The organism is Marinithermus hydrothermalis DSM 14884 (assembly GCF_000195335.1).
GTDB classification, from domain to species: Bacteria; Deinococcota; Deinococci; order Deinococcales; family Marinithermaceae; genus Marinithermus; species Marinithermus hydrothermalis.
The window spans coordinates 1,199,152-1,216,416 of sequence record NC_015387.1 but is presented as its reverse complement, the minus strand read 5'-3'; the positions used below and the strand labels follow the sequence as shown (position 1 = coordinate 1,216,416).

The window sequence follows — 17,265 nt, the reverse complement described above, 5'->3', positions numbered from 1 at the left end:
CCCTTGGCGTGCCCCCGGCCGTGGGGTAAGCTTTCTTATTGGAGGGACGCATGGAAAAAGGAACGCTGCGCGTCAAGACCGGTTTCGCCGAGATGTTCAAGGGCGGGGTGATCATGGACGTGACCACCCCGGAGCAGGCCGTGATCGCCGAGGAGGCCGGGGCCTGCGCGGTCATGGCCCTCGAGCGGGTGCCCGCGGACATACGCGCCCAAGGCGGCGTGGCCCGCATGTCGGACCCCAAGATCATCAAGGAGATCATGGCCGCGGTCTCCATCCCCGTGATGGCCAAAGTGCGGATCGGGCACTTCGTCGAAGCCATGATCCTCGAGGCGATCGGCGTGGACTTCATCGACGAGTCCGAGGTGCTGACCCCGGCGGACGACGAGCACCACATCGACAAGTGGAGCTTCAAGGTGCCGTTCGTGTGCGGCGCGCGGGACCTGGGCGAGGCGCTGCGCCGCATCGGTGAGGGCGCCGCGATGATCCGCACCAAGGGCGAGGCCGGCACCGGGAACGTGATCGAGGCCGTGCGCCACGCCCGCACCATGATGAAGCAGATCCGTCACGTGCAGAGCCTGCGGCCGGACGAGCTGATGGCCTACGCGAAGGAGATCCAAGCGCCTTACGAGCTCGTGAAGTACGTGCACGAGCACGGCCGGCTCCCGGTCGTGAACTTCGCCGCGGGGGGCGTGGCCACGCCGGCGGACGCGGCCCTCATGATGCACCTGGGCATGGACGGCGTCTTCGTCGGCTCCGGGATCTTCAAGTCCGGGGACCCCAAGAAGCGCGCTCGGGCGATCGTGCGTGCGGTCACGCACTACAACGACCCCGAGGTCCTCGCGGAGGTAAGCGAGGACCTGGGCGAACCGATGGTGGGCATCAACCTGGACACCCTCCGTGAGGAGGAACGCCTGGCCAAACGCGGCTGGTAACCCCCTGAACTCCGAAACCGGGCGGGTTGCCCCGCCCGGTTTTACCGTAGAATAACGGCGTGAAGATCGGCGTTCTTGCACTCCAAGGCGATTTCCGTGAGCACAAGCAGATGCTCGAGGCCCTCGGGGTCGAGGCCGTGGAGGTCCGGCTGCCCAAGCACCTCACCGGCGTGCACGGCCTCATCGCGCCCGGCGGGGAGTCCACCACGATCGGCAAGCTCGCCGCGGAGTACGGCCTGGACGAAGCCATCCGCGAGCGGTACGCCTGCGGGGAGTTGGCCGTCTGGGGCACCTGCGCCGGCGCGATCTGGATGGCTCAAGAGATCATCGGCTACCCCGACCAGCCCCGCCTCGGCCTCATGCCCATCGCAGTGCGGCGCAACGCGTACGGCCGCCAGGTGGAGTCCTTCGAGGAGGACCTGGAGATCCAGGGGCTCGATCGTCCCTTCCACGCGGTCTTCATCCGCGCGCCCGTCATCGAGCGGGTGGGGGAGGGGGTGGAGGTCCTCGCCCGGCACGGGGACCGCGTGGTCTTCGTGCAGCAGGACCGGCTCTGGGCGAGCAGCTTCCACCCCGAACTCACCGGGGACACGCGATTACACGCGCGGTTCGTGGAGCTGGCGCGCGGCTAGGGACGCATGCGCGTGTACATCCGCGCGAACGGCACCGCTTCGCGCACGTGCTGCAACCCGCAGATCCAGGCCACGGTGCGTTCCAGCCCGATCCCGAACCCCGCGTGCGGTACCGAACCGAACCGCCGGAGGTCCATGTACCAATCGAAGACCGACTCGGGCAGGTTGTGCTCGCGGATCTTCCGCCGCAGCAACTCCGGGTCGTGGATGCGCTCGGACCCCCCGATGATCTCCCCGTACCCCTCCGGCGCGAGCATGTCGTTGTTCTTCACCAGCCGCGGGTCCGCGTCGTCCGGCTCCATGTAAAAGGCCTTCACCGCCGCGGGGTACTTCTCGACGATCACCGGCCGGTCGAACCGCCGCGAGATCGCGGCCTCGTGCGGCGCGCCGAAATCCTCCCCCCACGGGATCGGCTCGAGGTCCGGGTCCTCCTTCGCCACTTCCTCCAGGAGCTGGACGGCCTCCGTGTACGTGATGCGCGGGTAGTTCCCGTTCGCGGCCGGCTCGAGCCGCGAGACGTCCCGCCCCAGGACCTCGAGCTCGGTCCTGCGGTTCTCGAGGACCCGCCCCACCAGGTAGCTCACGAGGTCCTCCTGCAGCTGCATGTTCTCCTCGTGGGTCATGAAGGCCACCTCGGGCTCCACCATCCAGAACTCGAGGAGGTGCCGGCGGGTCTTGCTGCGCTCGGCGCGGAAGGTGGGGCCGAAGGTGTACACCCGCCCGAACGCGAGCGCGCCGGCCTCGGCGTAGAGCTGCCCGGACTGGGAGAGGTAGGCCTTGTCCCCGTCAAAAAGCTCGACCTCGAAGAGGTCCGTGGTGCCCTCGACCGCGTTCGGCGTGAGGATGGGCGCGTCGAAGCGAATGAACCCCCGCTCGTGCAGGAAGTCGTGGATGGCGCGCTCGATCTCGTCGCGGATGCGGAGGACGGCCCAGGGGCGGCGGTGCCGGAGCCACAGGTGCCGCCGGTCCATGAGGAACTCGATCCCGTGCTCCTTGGGCGTGATGGGGTACTCCTCCGTGGGAGTGTGGATCACCCGGAGGCCGCGCACCGCGATCTCGTACCCGCCGGGCGCGCGCGCGTCGGCCTTCACCAGGCCGCGCACCTCGAGGGCCGTCTCCTGGGGTAGGTGGTCCGCCCGTTCGAAGGTTTCCTCGTCCACCTCGCCCTTGAAGACCGTGGCTTGGAGGAACCCCGTGCCGTCACGCAGGATGAGGAAGTGGATCTTGCCTTTGCTGCGCCGGTTCACCAGCCAGGCGCGCAGGAGGACCTCCTGCCCCTCGTACCTGGCGATGTGCTCGATCACCGCTCGTTGCATACCGCTTACGAGTTTACCCAATCCCTTCCGCCGCGAGCGCCAGCCGGATGGCCTCGGCCAGGCCGCACTCGTCCACGCTCCCCACCACGCGGTCCGCGGCGGCCTTCACCTCCCGGGGCGCGCCGCCCATCGCGACGCCCAACCCCGCCGCTTGGATGAGCTCGAGGTCGTTCCACCCGTCCCCGACCATGGCGACCTGGTGGAGGCCCAGCCCGTACTGGGCCGCCACCCAGCGGGCCGCATCGAGCTTGCTCACGCCGGACTTGGTGACCGAAGCGAAGACCACGCCGGGCATCCCGGGGCTGGTGGCCTCGTGCAGCTCAACCCCAGCCATTCGCGCCACCTCCCGGCGCGCCGCCTGCCAGGCTTGGGTGCGGGGCGTGACCCACTGGGCGCGCACCACGGCGGCCCGTCCCGCGAGGGCGTGCAGGTCCGTGCGCTCCCCGGTAAACCCCAGCATGCGCTCGTGCACGCGGATCGCTTCCGCGGTGCGCTCGTAGGCGTAGCGCCCGTCCGCCGTGTAGGCCTCGAGGGGCAGGGCGTACGTCCGGGAGAGGTCCACCAGCCGGTGGTACGCCGGGAGGGGCAGGGCCTCGCGCCGCACCACCCGGCCGTCCCCGCGGAGGATCACGGCGCCCGACTCGAAGATGTGCAGCCCCTCGGGGTCCAGCCTTCGGGCGTACTCGAGGGCCCGGCCGCGCCCGGGCCGGCCGGTGCAGACCGCGAGGTGCACCCCGCGCGCTCGGGCGGCGGCCGCGGCCTCCCAAGCGCAGTCCGGGACCCCGTTCGGGCCGAACAGCGTGCCGTCCACGTCCACGAGGATCAGGCGAATCATGCCCTTATGCTACCGCCCCCCGGACGTGAGCCGGGGGGCGGGGGAAGGACAGCGCTTAGTGGAACTGCTCGGCCTCGGTCGAGCCCACCAGCGCGGCCGTCGCGGCCTGGCCGCCCGTGATGGTGAGCAGCACCTGATCGAAGTACCCGGTGCCCACCTCGCGCTGGTGGCGCGTGGCCGTGTACCCGGCTTCCTCCGCGGCGAACTCGGCCTGCTGGAGCGCCACGTACGCCGGCATCCCCTCGCGCTTGTAGCGGCGCGCCAGGTCGAAGGTGTGGTAGTTCAAGAGGTGCCAGCCGGCCAGCGTGATGAACTGGAACTTGTACCCCATCGCGCCGAGCTCCTTCTGGAAGCGCGCGATTTCCGCCTCTCCCAGGAACTTCCGCCAGTTGAAGGACGGCGAGCAGTTATACGCGAGGAGCTTCCCGGGGAACTCCCGGTGGATCGCTTCCGCGAACCGCCGGGCCTCTTCCAGGTCCGGGGTGCTGGTCTCGAACCACAGGAGGTCCGCGTACGGCGCGTACGCCAGGGCGCGGGCGATGGCCGCCTCGAGGCCGTTCTTTACGCGGTAGTACCCCTCCGGGGTGCGTTCCCCCGTGAGGAACGGCCGGTCGTACTCGTCCACGTCGGAGGTGATGAGGGTCGCGGCGAGCGCGTCGGTGCGCGCGATCAGGACGGTGGGCACCCCGAGCACGTCCGCCGCGAGGCGCGCGGCCTGCAGCGTGCGGATGAACTGGCTGGTGGGCACGAGCACCTTGCCGCCCAGGTGGCCGCACTTCTTCTCCGCGGCGAGCTGGTCCTCGAAATGCACGCCGGCCGCGCCCGCCTCGATCATGGCCTTCGTCAACTCGAAGGCGTGCAACGGCCCGCCGAACCCCGCCTCAGCGTCCGCCACGATCGGCGCGTACCAGTCGATCTCGCTTTGCCCCTCGGCGCGGTGCAGCTGGTCCGCGCGCATCAAGGCGTTGTTGATGCGCCGCACCAGGGTCGGCACCGAGTTCGCCGGGTACAGGCTCTGGTCCGGGTAGGTCTGGTGGGCGAGGTTCGCGTCCGCCGCGACCTGCCAGCCCGAGACGTAGATCGCCTCGAGGCCCGCCTTGACCATCTGCACGGCCTGCGCGCCGGTCAGGGCCCCGAAGGTGTGCACGTACGGCCGGGTCTGCATGAGTTCCCAGAGCCGCTCGGCCCCGCGGCGCGCCAGGGTGTACTCCACCTGGATCGAGGGCCTAAGGCGCACCACCTCCTCGGCCGTGTAGGTCCGCCGGATGCCTTGCCAGCGCGCGTCCTCACGCCAGGATCTCGCCAGAGCTTGAGCTTCCTGCATGCCTTCCTCCTTCCTTACTCGAGGTACTCGTAAGCCACGAGCGTCAGGAACTCGTGGAACTTCTGGTTCAGCACCAGCCGGTCCAGGACCTCCGCGGCCTCCCGGTACCGGCCGATCTCCGGGCCGCCGAGGCCCGTTAACTCCTCCTCGCGCACCTGCCGGTACAGGGCCGGGGTTACCGCGCGGCCGTCAGCGAGGACCGCGCCGCGGTGCACCCACTGCCACAGCTGCGCGCGGGCGATCTCGGCGGTGGCCGCGTCCTCCATGAGGTGGTGGATGGCGACCGCGCCGGTCCCGGAAAGCCAGGCGTTCAGGTACTGCAGGGCCACGCTCACGTTGTTGCGCAGGCCTTCCTCGGTGATCCGGCCCTCTGGCACGCGGAAGTCGAGGAGGTCCTGCGCCGTGACCCGCACGTCCTCGCGGAGGTTGTCCTTTTGGTGGGGGCGTTCCCCCAACCGTTGGTCGAACGCCTCACGAGCGACGGGCACGAGGTCCGGGTGCGCCACCCAGGTGCCGTCGAACCCCTGGGAGGCCTCGCGCTCCTTGTCCTCGCGGACCTTCGCGAAGGCCTGCGCGTTCACCTCGGGGCGTTTGCGGCTGGGCACGAAGGCCGCCATGCCGCCGATCGCGTGCGCGCCGCGCTTGTGGCAGGTGCGCACCAAGAGTTCGGTGTACGCCCGCATGAACGGCACGGTCATCGTGACCTGGGCGCGGTCGGGGAAGAGGGGGGCGCTGGCGCGCAGGCGCTTGATGCAACTAAAGATGTAGTCCCAGCGCCCGGCGTTCAGCCCCGCGGCGTGCTCCTTGAGCTCGTAGAGGATCTCCTCCATCTCGAACGCGGCGGGCAACGTCTCGATGAGGACGGTCGCGCGTACGCTGCCGCGCGGGATGCCCAGGCGGTCCTGCGCGAAGTTAAACACCTCGTTCCACAACCGGGCCTCCCGGTGCCCCTCGAGCTTCGGCAGGTAGAAGTACGGGCCCGAGCCTCGCTCCAGGAGCGCTTGAGCGTTGTGGTAAAAGAACAACCCGAAATCGAACAGGCTGGCCGAGACGGGCCTCCCGTCCACCCACACGTGCTTTTCCTCGAGGTGCCAGCCGCGCGGCCGGACGATCAGGGTCGCGAGCCGCTCCTTAAGCCGGTACACCTTCCCCTCCGGGCTCGTGTACTCGAGCCGGCGCCGCACCGCGTCGATCAGGTTCTTCTGGGCCCGCACCACGTTCCCCCAGGTGGGGGCGAGGGCGTCCTCGAGGTCGGCCATGAAGGCGTTCGCTCCGGAGTTGAGGGCGTTGATCATCATCTTGCGTTCCGCGGGGCCGGTGATCTCCACGCGCCGGTCCCGCAGGTCCTCGGGGCAGTCCGCCACCCGCCAGTTCGCCTCGCGCACGGACCGGGTCTCCGGGAGGAAGTCCAGCATTTCGCCAGCGTCGAGCGCAGCTTGGCGCGCCGCGCGCGCGGCGAGGAGGGCCTCGCGGGCCTCGCCGAACTCCCGCTGCAGCGCCGCCACGAAGGCCAGGGCTTCCGGGGTCAGCACCTCCCGGGCCTCCGGAAGGGGCGCGCCGCGAACCTCGATCCCGCTCGTCGTCACTTCCGGCATGTCGCCTCCTTTCACGGGGTCAGTATCCGCGAGGCGCACCCCGGGGGCAGGCGTGTACCCGCGGGTCGGGCACACGCCCCGCGGGTGTATCCAGCGCGTCCTACACAAAAAACGCCGCGGAGCACGCTCCGCGGCGCGAACCCCTGGCGGCGCTTAGTCCTCGAGCACGCCCGCGTGCGCCAGCACCGCACCGCCCCCCACGTACACCGCGTACGGCTCGCCCGTCGCGCCGTAGTTCACGCGCACCCGCACCGTGCCCGGCACGCCCAGGCGGTGCCCTTGCAGCACCTGGATCTCCACCGACCCCTCGCGGCGCGGCACCACGCCCGCGCGGGCCAAAAGCGCCGCGAGCGCGCCGTTCGCCGACCCTGTCACTGGGTCCTCCGGGATGCCGAGGGCCGGCGCGAAATCCCGCGCGTAGAAGGTGCGTGGCCCGAGCGGCGCGTACGCGTGCACCGTGGCCACGTCCAGCCGCGCGCAAAGCGCCGTGAGCCGCGCCATGTCCGGCTCGAGCTCGTCCACCAACCCCGGCGCCACGAACGGCACGAACAACGACCACAACCCAGTGAACGCGATGCCGACCGGAAGACCCCGGTGCAGGTACCGCTCGTTCGCGCCCAGCACCTCCGTGACCTCCTCCACCGTCCGCCACGGGGGCACGTCCCGAAACCGCGGGGCGGGCGCGCGCATGATCGCGCGGTACGGCACGCCGTCCTGGTACTCGATCTCGATCGGGACCGTGTCCACCGCCGTCTTGAGGTACACGAACCGCGTGCCTTCCGGCACACGCCCCTCGCGCACCAACGTGAGCCCGAGCGCGATCGCGGCGTGCCCCGCGAACTCGATCTCCCGCGTCGCGGTAAAAAACCGCACCCAGAACGCCGGCCCCTCCCAGTGCGTCACGAACACGGCCTCGAGGCTCTTCCGCTCGTGCTCCGCGGGCGCCGCGAGGCGTTGCGCGACCCGCATCATCTCCTCCCAGCTCATGCCCCGCGCGTCCAGGATGACCGCCGCGCGGTTCCCGGTCCCCGGCGTCTCGGTGAAGGCGTCCACCAAGAGGTACGGCAGCTTCATTCCTCCACCACCCGAATCCCCAGCTCAGCCAGCTGCTCCGGCGCGACGACCGCCGGCGCGTCGGTCAGGGGATCCCGCCCCGACTGGTTCTTGGGGAAGGGAATCACCTCCCGGATCGAGGCCGCCCCCGCCATCAAAGCGAGCATGCGGTCCAACCCCCACGCGATCCCCCCATGAGGCGGCGCCCCGTACTCCAGGGCCTCGAGGAAAAACCCGAACTTCTCCCGCGCCTCAGCCTCGCCGATCCCCAACGCCTGGAACATGCGCCGCTGCACGTCCACCCGGTGGATGCGGATCGAGCCGCCCCCCACCTCGGTGCCGTTCAACACCAGGTCGTACGCCTTGGCCCGCACGCGGCCCGGGTCCGTCTCGAGGTACTCGAGGTCCGCCTCGACCGGCGAGGTGAAGGGGTGGTGCATGTACGTCCAGCGGCCGGCCTCCTCGTCCCACTCCAGGAGCGGGAAGTCCACCACCCACAGGAACCGGAAGCCTTCCTCGGGGATCAATCCAAGCCGCCGGCCGAGCTCGAGGCGCACCGCGCCGAGAGCCTTCACCGCGGTCTCCCAGCAGTCCGCCACGAAGAGCAAGGTCGCGCCCGGCTCCGCCCCGAGCGTCTGCGCGAGGTCCGCGGGGAGGAACTTCGCGATCCCCCCAGCGGGGCCCTCCGGCGTGACCTTGGCCCACGCGAGGCCCTTCGCGCCGTGGCGTTTAGCCTCCTCCTCCAGGGCCGCGACCTCCTTGCGGCTCAGCTCCCGCGGGCAGACCAGGGCCTTCACCACGCCGCCCGCCTCCACCACGCTCCGGAACGCGCGGAACTCCGAGGCCCGGAAGGCTTCGGTCGCGTCCACCAGCTCGAGGCCAAACCCGATCTCCGGCTTGTCCGAACCGTACCGGTTCATCGCCTCGCGGTACGCCAAGCGCGGGAACGGCGTGGGCACCTCAACCCCGAGCGCCTCCCGGAAGACGTGCGCCACGAGCCGCTCGTTCAGCTCGAGGACGTCCTCCACGTCCACGAAACTCATCTCCAAGTCCAGCTGCGTGAAGTCCGGCTGGCGGTCCGCGCGCAGGTCCTCATCCCGGAAGCACCGCGCGATCTGGAAGTACCGGTCCACCCCCGCGATCATCAGCATCTGCTTAAACAACTGCGGGGACTGCGGCAGCGCGTAGAACCGGCCGGGCTCGAGGCGCGACGGCACCAGGAAATCCCGCGCGCCTTCGGGCGTGCTGCGCGTCAGGAAGGGGGTCTCGACCTGAATGAACTCCTCCCGATCCAAGAAATCCCAGATGGCCTTGATCACCCGGTGGCGCAAGCGGAGCTTGTCCTGCATGCCCTTACGCCGCAGGTCCAGGTACCGGTACTTGAGGCGCAAATCCTCGTTCACCCGGTCCGTCGGGTCCGCCTCGCCCCGCCACCCCGCGTCCACCGCGAACGGCGGGGTCTTCGCCTCAGCGAGGACGGTCACCGCCTCCGCGAGCACCTCCACCTCCCCGGTGGCCAGCCGGGGGTTCACCTGATCGGCCGGCCGTTCGCGCACGGTGCCGCTGACGCGCACCACGTACTCGCCGCGCACCCGGTCCGCCTCAGCGAACGCGGGACTCTCGGGCGGCACCACCACCTGCACGAGCCCCGCGCGGTCCCTGAGGTCCACGAAGATCAACCCCCCCAGGTCCCGCCGGCGGTTCACCCACCCCTCGAGCGTGACGCGCTCCCCCACGTGCGCTCGAGTCAACTCACCACAGTAGTGCGTGCGTTTCACCGCGTACCTCCCCTGATCACGCTCAGCACCTCGCTCGGGGGCACCTCAACCTGCACGCCGCTCGCGAGGTCCTTCACCGCGACCACGCCGCGCGCGCGCTCCCCCTCGCCGATCAACCCCACGAACCGCGCCCCGCGCTTCTCCGCCTCCTTGATGCCCTTGGTCACGCGGCGCGGCGCGTACGCGAACTCCACCCGCGCCTGGGGGCGCAGCCGCGTGGCGAGCTCGAGGGCCTCCGCCACCGCGGCCTCATCCAGCGGCACCAGGTACAGATCCGGCCCCGAAGGGCGCGGTGGAGTCAGGCCTTCCTCCTCGAGGGCCAACGCGATCCGCTCCACGCCGAACGCCCACCCCACGCCCGGCACGCGCGGCCCGCCCAACAGCTCGGAAAGCCCGTCGTACCGACCGCCACCCCCCAGCGCGGACTGCGCGCCGATCCGCGCGTGGTGAATCTCAAACGCGGTGCGCACGTAGTAATCCAGGCCCCGCACGATCGTGGGATCCACCGTGTACGGCACCCCCAGGCGGTCCAGGTGCCGCTTTACCGCCTCGAAGTGCGCCCGCGCCGCCTCGCCCAAAAACTCCAGCATCGGCCGCACCCCGGCCCGCCGCAGGACTTCCTGGTCCTGCGCGCTCTTCGAATCCACGATACGCATGGGGTTCAGCTCGAGCCGCTCCTGGGAGTCCTCGGAAAGCTCCGAGCGGTAAGGCTCGAGAACCTCCCGCAGGTACGCGTTGTACCGCTCGCGGTCCTCCGGATCCCCGACCGAGCCGAGCTTGACCTCGAGGCCCGTGAGCCCCAGGGCGCGCAGCACCTCAACCATCAACGCGATGGCCTCCGCGTCCACGATCGGATCCTCCAGCCCGAGCGCCTCGAAGTCCACCTGGTGGAACTGGCGTTGACGCCCGCGCTGCACGTTCTCGGCGCGGAACATGGGGCCGGCCATCCAGAGCTTGACCGGGCTCGGCCAGACCTTCATGCCGTGCTCGAGGTAGGCGCGCACGATGCCCGCGGTGCCTTCCGGCCTTAAGGTCAGGTGCCGGCCGCCGCGGTCGGTGAAGGAGTACATCTCCTTGCGCACGATGTCGGTCGAGGCCCCCACGCCCTTCTCGAAGACGCGGGTCTCCTCGAAGACCGGGGTCTGGATCTCCAAAGCCCCGGCGGACTCGAGCACCTTGCGGGCGGTGTCGATGATGTAGCGGTGCGCGTGGAGTTTGGAGCCGTACAGGTCGTAGGTACCCTTAACCGCGCGAATCACGGAGCTATTGTAGCATTTGCGCTCCGGGTCATTTCTTCCAGAAGCGCAGGTTCTGCTGGATCGCCACCTCCGCGTCCAGGATGGGGTGCACCTCGAACTCGGCTTGCAGGTACCCCGGGTAGGAGAGTAGCAGTTCCCGCAGGGCCTCGTGGAAGGCCACGTTCACGATTCCCGCGCCGATCAGGCCGCTGGCGTTATCCAGCAGGGTGTAGGCTGCCTCGAGGATGCCGTCGGCCTTATGGGCTTGGATCCAGTCCCGGTTGGCTTGGTTGAGCGCGGCGGGGTCATCCACGGGGACCGCGTCCTGCCCCCGGTACACGAGCACCAGGTACTTCATGCCGTTCCCCTTTCCGGCCTTGGGCCTTGCCTTGATTGTAGCAAGGGGCGGGGGAGGGGATGGCGGGACCGGCGCGGCGGGGCTTGCGCGAACCTGGCGGGTGCGCTAGACTCAGTCCGCCCACTCCATGCGCGGGCGCTCACCGGTACGCCGTGGGGGCCCGCGTATCTTCATTAAGAAGGCGCTACGGTGGAAGCCACCCTTACGCCGCTCCTTCCAAGGCTTCGTGCACTGCGCGATAAACGGTCAGGTTGGTCAGGACGTGCAGGGCCGTTACCACGATCAAGGAGCGGCTGACCCAGAAGGCAACGGTGTGGTGTACCCGAGGGCGACCAGAGTATAGAAGATGAGGGCCTCGAGAACTGCGATCCAAAGCCCCCAGGGCCCGCCATCTGGAAGGGAAACCAGCGGGGCACTAGCCCCTCGGTAAACGGCTCCGAGGGCTTCCCAAACGGAGGCCGCCCGGCTGCCTACCTGGGGCTCGAGGGCCTGCGCTGAGTCGATCGCGCACCCCATATTCCCGTTAAGGGAAATTAACGGGAATATGATAGTATAAAGCCATGCTCGTACCGACCCGCAACTGGCACGACCCCCAAAAGCGCCGCCTCGAGGCGATCCGCGCCGCGCAGGAGCGCGACGAAACCGCGCTCCTCGAGCTGCTCGAGGCCTACCTGCGTTTGAAAAGCCGCAAGAAGGCCGCCACTAGCCCCCAAACCCTCCGGACTTACCGGGTCGCGGTGCGGGACTACCTGGCCTGGGCCTGGCCCCCGGAGGCCGAAGGGCCGGTGGTGCCCCTGTTGAAAGCCACGGCGGACGACCTCGACCGGTACGTGGCCGACCTCCAGACTCACGGCGGGCACCTTCCCGAGACGAGCGCTCCCCTCAAACCCAGCACGATCGCGACCTATCTCGCCGGCGTGCGGGCCTTCTACCGGGCCCTCGAGTGGGCCGGGGCCGCTCGGCTGCCCGAGGGGGTGGCCGCCCCGCGCGACCCCACGCCGCGCGAGGAGCGCCGCCCCGCCCTGCCGCTCCGGTTGTACCGCGCGCTGCTCGAGCACCTCGCGGGCGAGGAGCCGCGGGTCTTGCGGGACCGGGTGGCGGTTCGGTTGCTCGGTGAGGTCGGACTACGAATAAGTGAAGTAATTCACTTAAAGGTGGAGGACGTACACCTCGCCGAAGGCCTCCTCGTGGTCCGCCGCGGCAAGGGGGGCAAGCAACGCACCCTTCCCCTGCCCCGCGGCGTCCAACGGGACCTCGCAGCCTGGCTCCGCGTTCGTGCTGCGCACGCCGCGCCCGGCGAAGACACCCTCCTCGTCAACCTCGGCGGCCGCAAGAACCGGGGCCGTGCGGTCTCCGACAGCACGCTCCGCAAGACCCTCAACCGCTACTACCGCGCGCTCGGCTTCCCCGCCCGCTACCGCGGGGCCCACATGCTGCGCCACACCGCCGGGACGCGCTTTTACAAGGCCACCCGAGACCTGCACGTCACCGCGCGTCTCCTTGGGCACAGCAACATCAACACCACCGCGATCTACGCCAAGATGGATCTCGAGGGCCTGCGCGAGGCCGTCGAGCGCCTCGAGGATCTGGAATGACCTTCTCCCCCCAGCACGCCCCCGGATGAGCGTGCGTAAGGGGTAAAGCAGCCCCCCCCAAAAAACCCGAGCGCGGGGACGGGGCCCCCGCGCTTCTTCTTGCGCCCCGCGCGGCTCTACGGGTACCAGTAGCGCCAGCGCCGCGCCGGGGGCAGGGGGAGGTCCTCGAGGGGGAAGAAGGTCCGGGCCGCCTCCGCGCAGAGAAGGGCGATCGCCCACCTCCAACCGATCAGGTCGTCCTCGGTCTCGAGGGCCCGCGCCGCGCCGCGCATCAAGCTCAGGTGCGTGATCCGCGCCGCGAGCGGCTCGACCTCCTCGTGCGGCGCCGTGCGGAGGCGCTCGCGCAGCTCCGTGAAGACCGCGTCGTCGAGGCGCTGCTCCGCGAGCCAGTCCCGCAGAAGGTCGCGGTCCGCCTCGAGCTCGGCCCGCTCCGCGGGGTCGGGGGTGTAGCGGGACTCCTCCCCCTCGTCGATCCGGTCGGGCGGGGGCAGGTCGAACTCCCGAAGGGCTAGGGTCAGCGGGTACATCACGGAGATGGTGCCCGGGTACACCCGCTCCTCCTCGGGCGGGGGCGTCTCAGGACGGTGGATCAGCGGGACGTACCACCAGTTCTCGGCGGGCAGCTCCAGGCCGATGCTCGCCGCGCGGGTGAAGGCCTCCCAGTCCTGAGCGGTCCGGCTGTTCAGGGGCGGGGCGGCCACCCCCGCCACCCACGGGGTGTCGCCCTCACCGAACGGCAAAGAAGTCAGGGGCTTGGGGGGACGGGCGCGGTAGTACAAAACCGGCACGTGAACCTCCCCAGGTTTTGTGACCTCAAATCAACGCGTCCGGTCCCGGAAACGCTCCCGGAACTTCGCGAGTTTCGGCGCAATGACCGCCCGGCAGTACGGCGCGTCCGGGTGCGTTTCGAAGTAACGCTGATGGTGCGCCTCCGCCGGGTAGAAAGCCTCGAGGGGCACGACCTCCGTCACGATCGGGTCCGGCCACGCGCCCTCGGCCTCGAGGTTCTGGATCACCTCTAGCGCCACGCGGCGCTGCTCGGGCGTGTGGTACAGCACGATCGAGCGGTACTGGGGCCCCACGTCCGCCCCTTGGCGGTCCCGGGTCGTGGGGTCATGCACCGCGAAGAACACCTCGAGCAACGCGCGATATGAGAGGCGCTGCGGATCGAACACGACCTGCACGACCTCCGCGTGCCCGGTTGTGCCCGTCGAGACCTCCGCGTACGTGGGGTTCGGCACCTGCCCGCCTGCGTACCCACACGTGACCTCGAGCACCCCCTCGAGTCGCCGAAAGACCGCCTCGAGGCACCAAAAGCACCCTCCGCCTAGGGTAGCGACCTCCGCTTGCACTGCCATCCCTGCTATTCTACGCCGAGCGGCGCTTCCTCCCGCCGGATCGTGTACACGCGGCTCATTCCGTCCCGGCTGGTCACGCCGTACAGGGCGTCACAGGCCTCCATCGTGCGTTTTTGGTGCGTGACGAGAATGAACTGCCGTTCCGTTGAAAACCGCCGCAAGAACCGCGTGAACCGCGCGATGTTCGCCTCGTCCAGCGGGGCGTCCACCTCGTCCAGCACCGCGAGGGGCAGCCCGCCCTCCCCCACCTCCGCCAACGCGAAGAGAAAGGCCAAGGCCCCCATGGTCTTCTCCCCCATCGAGAGGAGCTCGAGCCGGCGCGTGCGCTTCCCGGCCGGGTTCAGGCCGAGCGCCAGTCCCCCCGCCTCGCGCTGTACCGTCGCACCTCCCCCCAAGAGCGCGTGCGCGTAGTGCGCGAACCGCTCCTGAAACCGCTGGAAGGCGGCCTCGAGCCGGTCCGCGTACTCGCGCTGAACCGCCTCCAGGCCCGCTTCAAGCTGACGTGCGGCTTCGGCGGCTTCCGCGACCTCTGCTTTCAGGCGTTCCACTTCCGCCGCGAGTTGGGCGTGCGCGTGCTCGGCCCGGTGGTTGACGGGCCCCATCTCCGAGATTTCTCGCTCGATCTGGGCGAGGCGGCGCTGCAGCGTGCGGTAGGTGCCCTCGGCAGCCTCGCCTGGGGGGAGGGCGGCGGCCTCGGCGCGCACCGCCTCGAGGGTGGCCTCGCGCCGCGCGAGGGTGAGGCGGTGCTCGTCCGCTTGAGTGAGCGTTTCGCTCAGGCGGCGCACCGTGGCCTCCTCCTCCGCGAGGAGGCGCTCGACCTCTTGGCGTTGCGCCTGAACGCGGCGGGCAGCGGCTTCCAGGTCGAGCTCGTCCACGGCCTGGCGAGCGCGGTCCAGGTCCGCCGCGAGCTGGGCGTGTTCGGCCTCGAGCTGCTCGAGCTCCGCGCGTAGGGTTTCGAGGCGGGCCATGGCCTCTTGGGCACGGGCCTGGTCCGCCTCAAAACGCTCGAGAAGCGCGCGGTAGTGGGCTGCCTCCCGGCGGTACGCCTCCCAGCGGGCTGCGGCGGCTTCCAGTCGCCCTGCTTCGTCCTTGAGGGCCGCGACCCGTTCCCGGAGGGCCTCAAGGGGCCTGGGGTCCGGTTCGGGGACCGGCTCGGGGGCGGGCGGCACCTCGGGCAGCGTGGTGTGCGCGAGGGCGCGCTCTAGGGCCTTGAGTTCACGGGCCAGTTCCTCGGCCCGCGCGCGGGATTGCTCGACCTCGAGGGCGGCGAGGTCCGCCTTGGTGCGCGCGATCGTGTCCTGAAGCGCACGAACCTCCGCTTCGTGCGCGGCGACCTCCGCCTCGAGGTCCGCGAGGCGACGCCGCAGCGCGAGGGTCTGCCCCGCGCCTTTGCGGGCGCGCCCCCCGGTGAGCGCGCCGCTCGCTTCGAGCACCTCCCCCTCGAGGGTCACGAGGCGCGGGCGGTCCGGGTGCGCGCGGGCGATCGCCAGGGCGGCCTCGAGGTCCTGGATGACCAGGGTGTCCCCGAAGAGCACGGCGGTCGCTTCGGGCTCTCCGGGAATCGGGGCCAGATCGCGCGCGAACCCCAGCACGCCCGGCGCGCGTGCCAGGGCGCTCCAGGATCGGGTGCGGGGGCGGAGTAGGGTGCGCGGCAGGAAGGTGGCGCGCCCCCCGTGCCGCTTCAGGTAGGCCACGGCCGTCTTGGCTGCTGCCTCGTCCTCGGTTAGCACCCACTGCAGCCGGCCCCCAAGGGCCGCTTCGAGGGCTGCCTCGAGCCCTTCGGGGGCGCGCACGAGGTCCGCGACCACGCCGATCACGCCGGGGATCCCGGATTGCGCGACGCGGCGCGGGCCTTCCGCGAGGTCCGCGCCGGAAGCCACGAAAGCCGCCAGGCGTTCCTTCTCACGCGTGAGGGCCCGGAGCTCGCTCGTCGTTTCGCTCAGGGCGCGGGAGGCTTCGTTCAGCGCGGCCCGCAGTTTCCGCGCCTGGGTTTCCTTAGCCTCGAGCTCGGCTTGGAGGCGCGCGTAGGCTTCGGTGAGGCGTGCGCGATCGGCCTCGAGCCGCGCGCGTTCCTGCAGGGCTTGTGCGCGCGCCGCGCGCTGCGCTTCGTGCACCGCCAGGGCTTTTTGGTAACGCGCGTATTCCTCCGTGGCTTGACGGTAGGTGGTTTCCGCGTCGGTTAGGGCAGCTTCCGCTTCGGCGAGTTCATCCCGCACGTGCGCGACGGCTTCCGCTAGGGTGTTCGGGTCGCCCTCGGGGCGCTCGGGGAGCTCGGGCGGGGCTTGGCGTCGCAGGCGCTCGAGCTCCTGCTCGAGCCGCGCGCGTTCCGCGAGGAGGCGCCGGCGCTCGCGCTGAAGGTGCTCGCGCCGCGCCTCCAGGAGCCGCACCTCTCCCCGGCGAGCCTCGTAGGCCGCCTTGAGTTCCGCCTGATGGGCGAGGGCCGCCTCGAGGGCAGCTTCCGCCTGGGCGCGCGCGGTTTTCAGTTCGGTTTGGCGTTCCCGCAGCTCGGCCTGCGTGTCCTGCGCCGCCTGGATCGCGGCGCGCAGGGCCTGGATCTCGCGCTCGAGCTCCGCCACGCGGGCCTGGATGAGGCCGCGCTGGACGCAGAGGCGTTCCGCGGCAAGGGCCTGGGCGCGCTGGGCGGCGCGGGCTTCCTCGGCGAGGCGCTCGAGGTCCGTTTGACGGCGCGCGAGTTCACTGGAGAGCTCCGCCAGGTGCGCTTCGGCGCGCTCGAGGCGGGCCTGGGCTTCCCGGTGCGCGAGCGTGACCGTGCGGAGTCCCGCGGCGTCCTCGAGGTGCCCGAGGAGCACCTCGGGGCTGGCGTGTAGGATGCCGCTCACCTCCCCCTGTCCGACGATCGCGTACCCGTTGCGTCCGAGGCCGCTGCCCGCGAGGGCCTGCTCGATCTGGCGGAAGCTGGCGCGCCGTCCGTTGAGGCGCACCTCCTGACTGCCGTCCCGCTCGATGCGGCGGGAGACCGTGATGCGTTCCCGGCCGCGGGTGAGCTCGAGGATCACCTCCGCGAAGGGCATGGGGGGTCGGCCCGTGCCGCCGTGAAAGATCAGTTCCTCGGCTCGGCCGCCGCGCAGTTCTCGGGCGCGCGCGCCGACCACGAAGCGCAGCGCTTCGATCACGTTGCTTTTGCCGGACCCGTTCGGCCCGATGATGCCGCTCAGGCCGTGGGGAAACTCGAGGACGGTGCGTTCCGCGAAAGACTTGAAGCCGTGCAGGATCAGGCGTTCGATGCGCAT

14 protein-coding genes are annotated in these 17,265 nt (G+C 70.4%); 3 read left to right on the top strand and 11 right to left on the bottom strand.

The features are described from left to right. Positions 1-50: 50 nt before the first annotated feature. Together pdxS and pdxT are read left to right on the top strand one after the other, a co-directional pair. Positions 51-932: a pyridoxal 5'-phosphate synthase lyase subunit PdxS gene (gene pdxS / locus MARKY_RS06150; RefSeq protein WP_013704015.1), complete on the top strand. Its 882-nt coding sequence runs from the start codon at positions 51-53 to the stop codon at positions 930-932. A gap of 59 nt (positions 933-991) precedes the next feature. Continuing rightward, on the top strand, positions 992-1,564 hold the full coding sequence (pdxT, locus tag MARKY_RS06145; protein ID WP_013704014.1) for a pyridoxal 5'-phosphate synthase glutaminase subunit PdxT: 573 nt from the start codon (positions 992-994) through the stop codon (positions 1,562-1,564). Here the strand turns inward: pdxT and asnS are convergent. The 8 genes from asnS to MARKY_RS06105 all read right to left on the bottom strand — a co-directional run bounded on the left by asnS (position 1,561) and on the right by MARKY_RS06105 (position 11,061). Continuing rightward, the gene (gene asnS, locus MARKY_RS06140; protein ID WP_013704013.1) at positions 1,561-2,880 is read right to left on the bottom strand and encodes an asparagine--tRNA ligase; all 1,320 of its coding nucleotides are present in this window, start codon (positions 2,878-2,880) and stop codon (positions 1,561-1,563) included. The two genes, pdxT and asnS, sit on opposite strands and share 4 nt — an antisense overlap. A 13-nt stretch (positions 2,881-2,893) precedes the next feature. Next, entirely contained in the window at positions 2,894-3,715 is an 822-nt protein-coding gene (locus MARKY_RS06135) for an HAD family hydrolase (RefSeq protein WP_013704012.1), read from the bottom strand. Between the two features lie 55 nt (positions 3,716-3,770). Beyond that, positions 3,771-5,039: an isocitrate lyase gene (aceA, locus tag MARKY_RS06130; RefSeq protein WP_013704011.1), complete on the bottom strand. Its 1,269-nt coding sequence runs from the start codon at positions 5,037-5,039 to the stop codon at positions 3,771-3,773. Between the two features lie 14 nt (positions 5,040-5,053). Beyond that, entirely contained in the window at positions 5,054-6,634 is a 1,581-nt protein-coding gene (gene aceB / locus MARKY_RS06125; RefSeq protein ID WP_013704010.1) for a malate synthase A, read from the bottom strand. Positions 6,635-6,787: 153 nt separating this feature from the next. Beyond that, complete coding sequence (locus MARKY_RS06120; RefSeq protein ID WP_013704009.1) at positions 6,788-7,708, bottom strand: PhzF family phenazine biosynthesis protein; 921 nt, start codon at positions 7,706-7,708, stop codon at positions 6,788-6,790. Further along, positions 7,705-9,465: an aspartate--tRNA ligase gene (aspS, locus tag MARKY_RS06115; RefSeq protein WP_013704008.1), complete on the bottom strand. Its 1,761-nt coding sequence runs from the start codon at positions 9,463-9,465 to the stop codon at positions 7,705-7,707. Before aspS ends, MARKY_RS06120 begins: the two co-directional genes overlap by 4 nt. Beyond that, positions 9,462-10,724 carry a histidine--tRNA ligase gene (gene hisS / locus MARKY_RS06110; protein WP_013704007.1) on the bottom strand — a complete coding sequence of 421 codons (1,263 nt, stop codon included), beginning with the start codon at positions 10,722-10,724 and terminating at the stop codon, positions 9,462-9,464. Before hisS ends, aspS begins: the two co-directional genes overlap by 4 nt. A gap of 28 nt (positions 10,725-10,752) precedes the next feature. After that, positions 10,753-11,061, bottom strand: coding sequence for a hypothetical protein (locus tag MARKY_RS06105; protein WP_013704006.1), 309 nt, complete (start codon positions 11,059-11,061; stop codon positions 10,753-10,755). A 560-nt stretch (positions 11,062-11,621) separates the two neighbouring features. Between MARKY_RS06105 and MARKY_RS06100 the strand changes: the two genes are divergently transcribed. Continuing rightward, positions 11,622-12,656, top strand: coding sequence for a tyrosine-type recombinase/integrase (locus MARKY_RS06100; RefSeq protein ID WP_013704005.1), 1,035 nt, complete (start codon positions 11,622-11,624; stop codon positions 12,654-12,656). A 116-nt stretch (positions 12,657-12,772) separates the two neighbouring features. Here MARKY_RS06100 and MARKY_RS06095 read toward each other — a convergent pair whose 3' ends face one another. The 3 genes from MARKY_RS06095 to MARKY_RS06085 are packed head-to-tail and all read right to left on the bottom strand — an operon-like array spanning position 12,773 to position 17,265. Continuing rightward, on the bottom strand, positions 12,773-13,444 hold the full coding sequence (locus tag MARKY_RS06095; protein WP_013704004.1) for a hypothetical protein: 672 nt from the start codon (positions 13,442-13,444) through the stop codon (positions 12,773-12,775). Between the two features lie 30 nt (positions 13,445-13,474). Next, positions 13,475-14,014 (bottom strand): peptide-methionine (S)-S-oxide reductase MsrA, encoded by a 540-nt coding sequence (gene msrA, locus MARKY_RS06090; RefSeq protein WP_013704003.1) that lies wholly within the window; start codon positions 14,012-14,014, stop codon positions 13,475-13,477. 5 nt (positions 14,015-14,019) lie between these two features. Further along, positions 14,020-17,265: an AAA family ATPase gene (locus MARKY_RS06085; RefSeq protein ID WP_013704002.1), complete on the bottom strand. Its 3,246-nt coding sequence runs from the start codon at positions 17,263-17,265 to the stop codon at positions 14,020-14,022.

What these genes read in the sequence shown, in the direction of transcription:
- msrA (WP_013704003.1), bottom strand. Translation starts at nt 14,014, where the DNA reads ATGGCAGTGCAAGCGGAGGTCGCTACCCTAGGCGGAGGGTGCTTTTGG.
- MARKY_RS06135 (WP_013704012.1), bottom strand. Translation starts at nt 3,715, where the DNA reads ATGATTCGCCTGATCCTCGTGGACGTGGACGGCACGCTGTTCGGCCCG.
- MARKY_RS06100 (WP_013704005.1), top strand. Translation starts at nt 11,622, where the DNA reads ATGCTCGTACCGACCCGCAACTGGCACGACCCCCAAAAGCGCCGCCTC.
- aceB (WP_013704010.1), bottom strand. Translation starts at nt 6,634, where the DNA reads ATGCCGGAAGTGACGACGAGCGGGATCGAGGTTCGCGGCGCGCCCCTT.
- MARKY_RS06120 (WP_013704009.1), bottom strand. Translation starts at nt 7,708, where the DNA reads ATGAAGCTGCCGTACCTCTTGGTGGACGCCTTCACCGAGACGCCGGGG.
- asnS (WP_013704013.1), bottom strand. Translation starts at nt 2,880, where the DNA reads ATGCAACGAGCGGTGATCGAGCACATCGCCAGGTACGAGGGGCAGGAG.
- aceA (WP_013704011.1), bottom strand. Translation starts at nt 5,039, where the DNA reads ATGCAGGAAGCTCAAGCTCTGGCGAGATCCTGGCGTGAGGACGCGCGC.
- pdxS (WP_013704015.1), top strand. Translation starts at nt 51, where the DNA reads ATGGAAAAAGGAACGCTGCGCGTCAAGACCGGTTTCGCCGAGATGTTC.
- MARKY_RS06085 (WP_013704002.1), bottom strand. Translation starts at nt 17,265, where the DNA reads ATGCGCATCGAACGCCTGATCCTGCACGGCTTCAAGTCTTTCGCGGAA.
- MARKY_RS06105 (WP_013704006.1), bottom strand. Translation starts at nt 11,061, where the DNA reads ATGAAGTACCTGGTGCTCGTGTACCGGGGGCAGGACGCGGTCCCCGTG.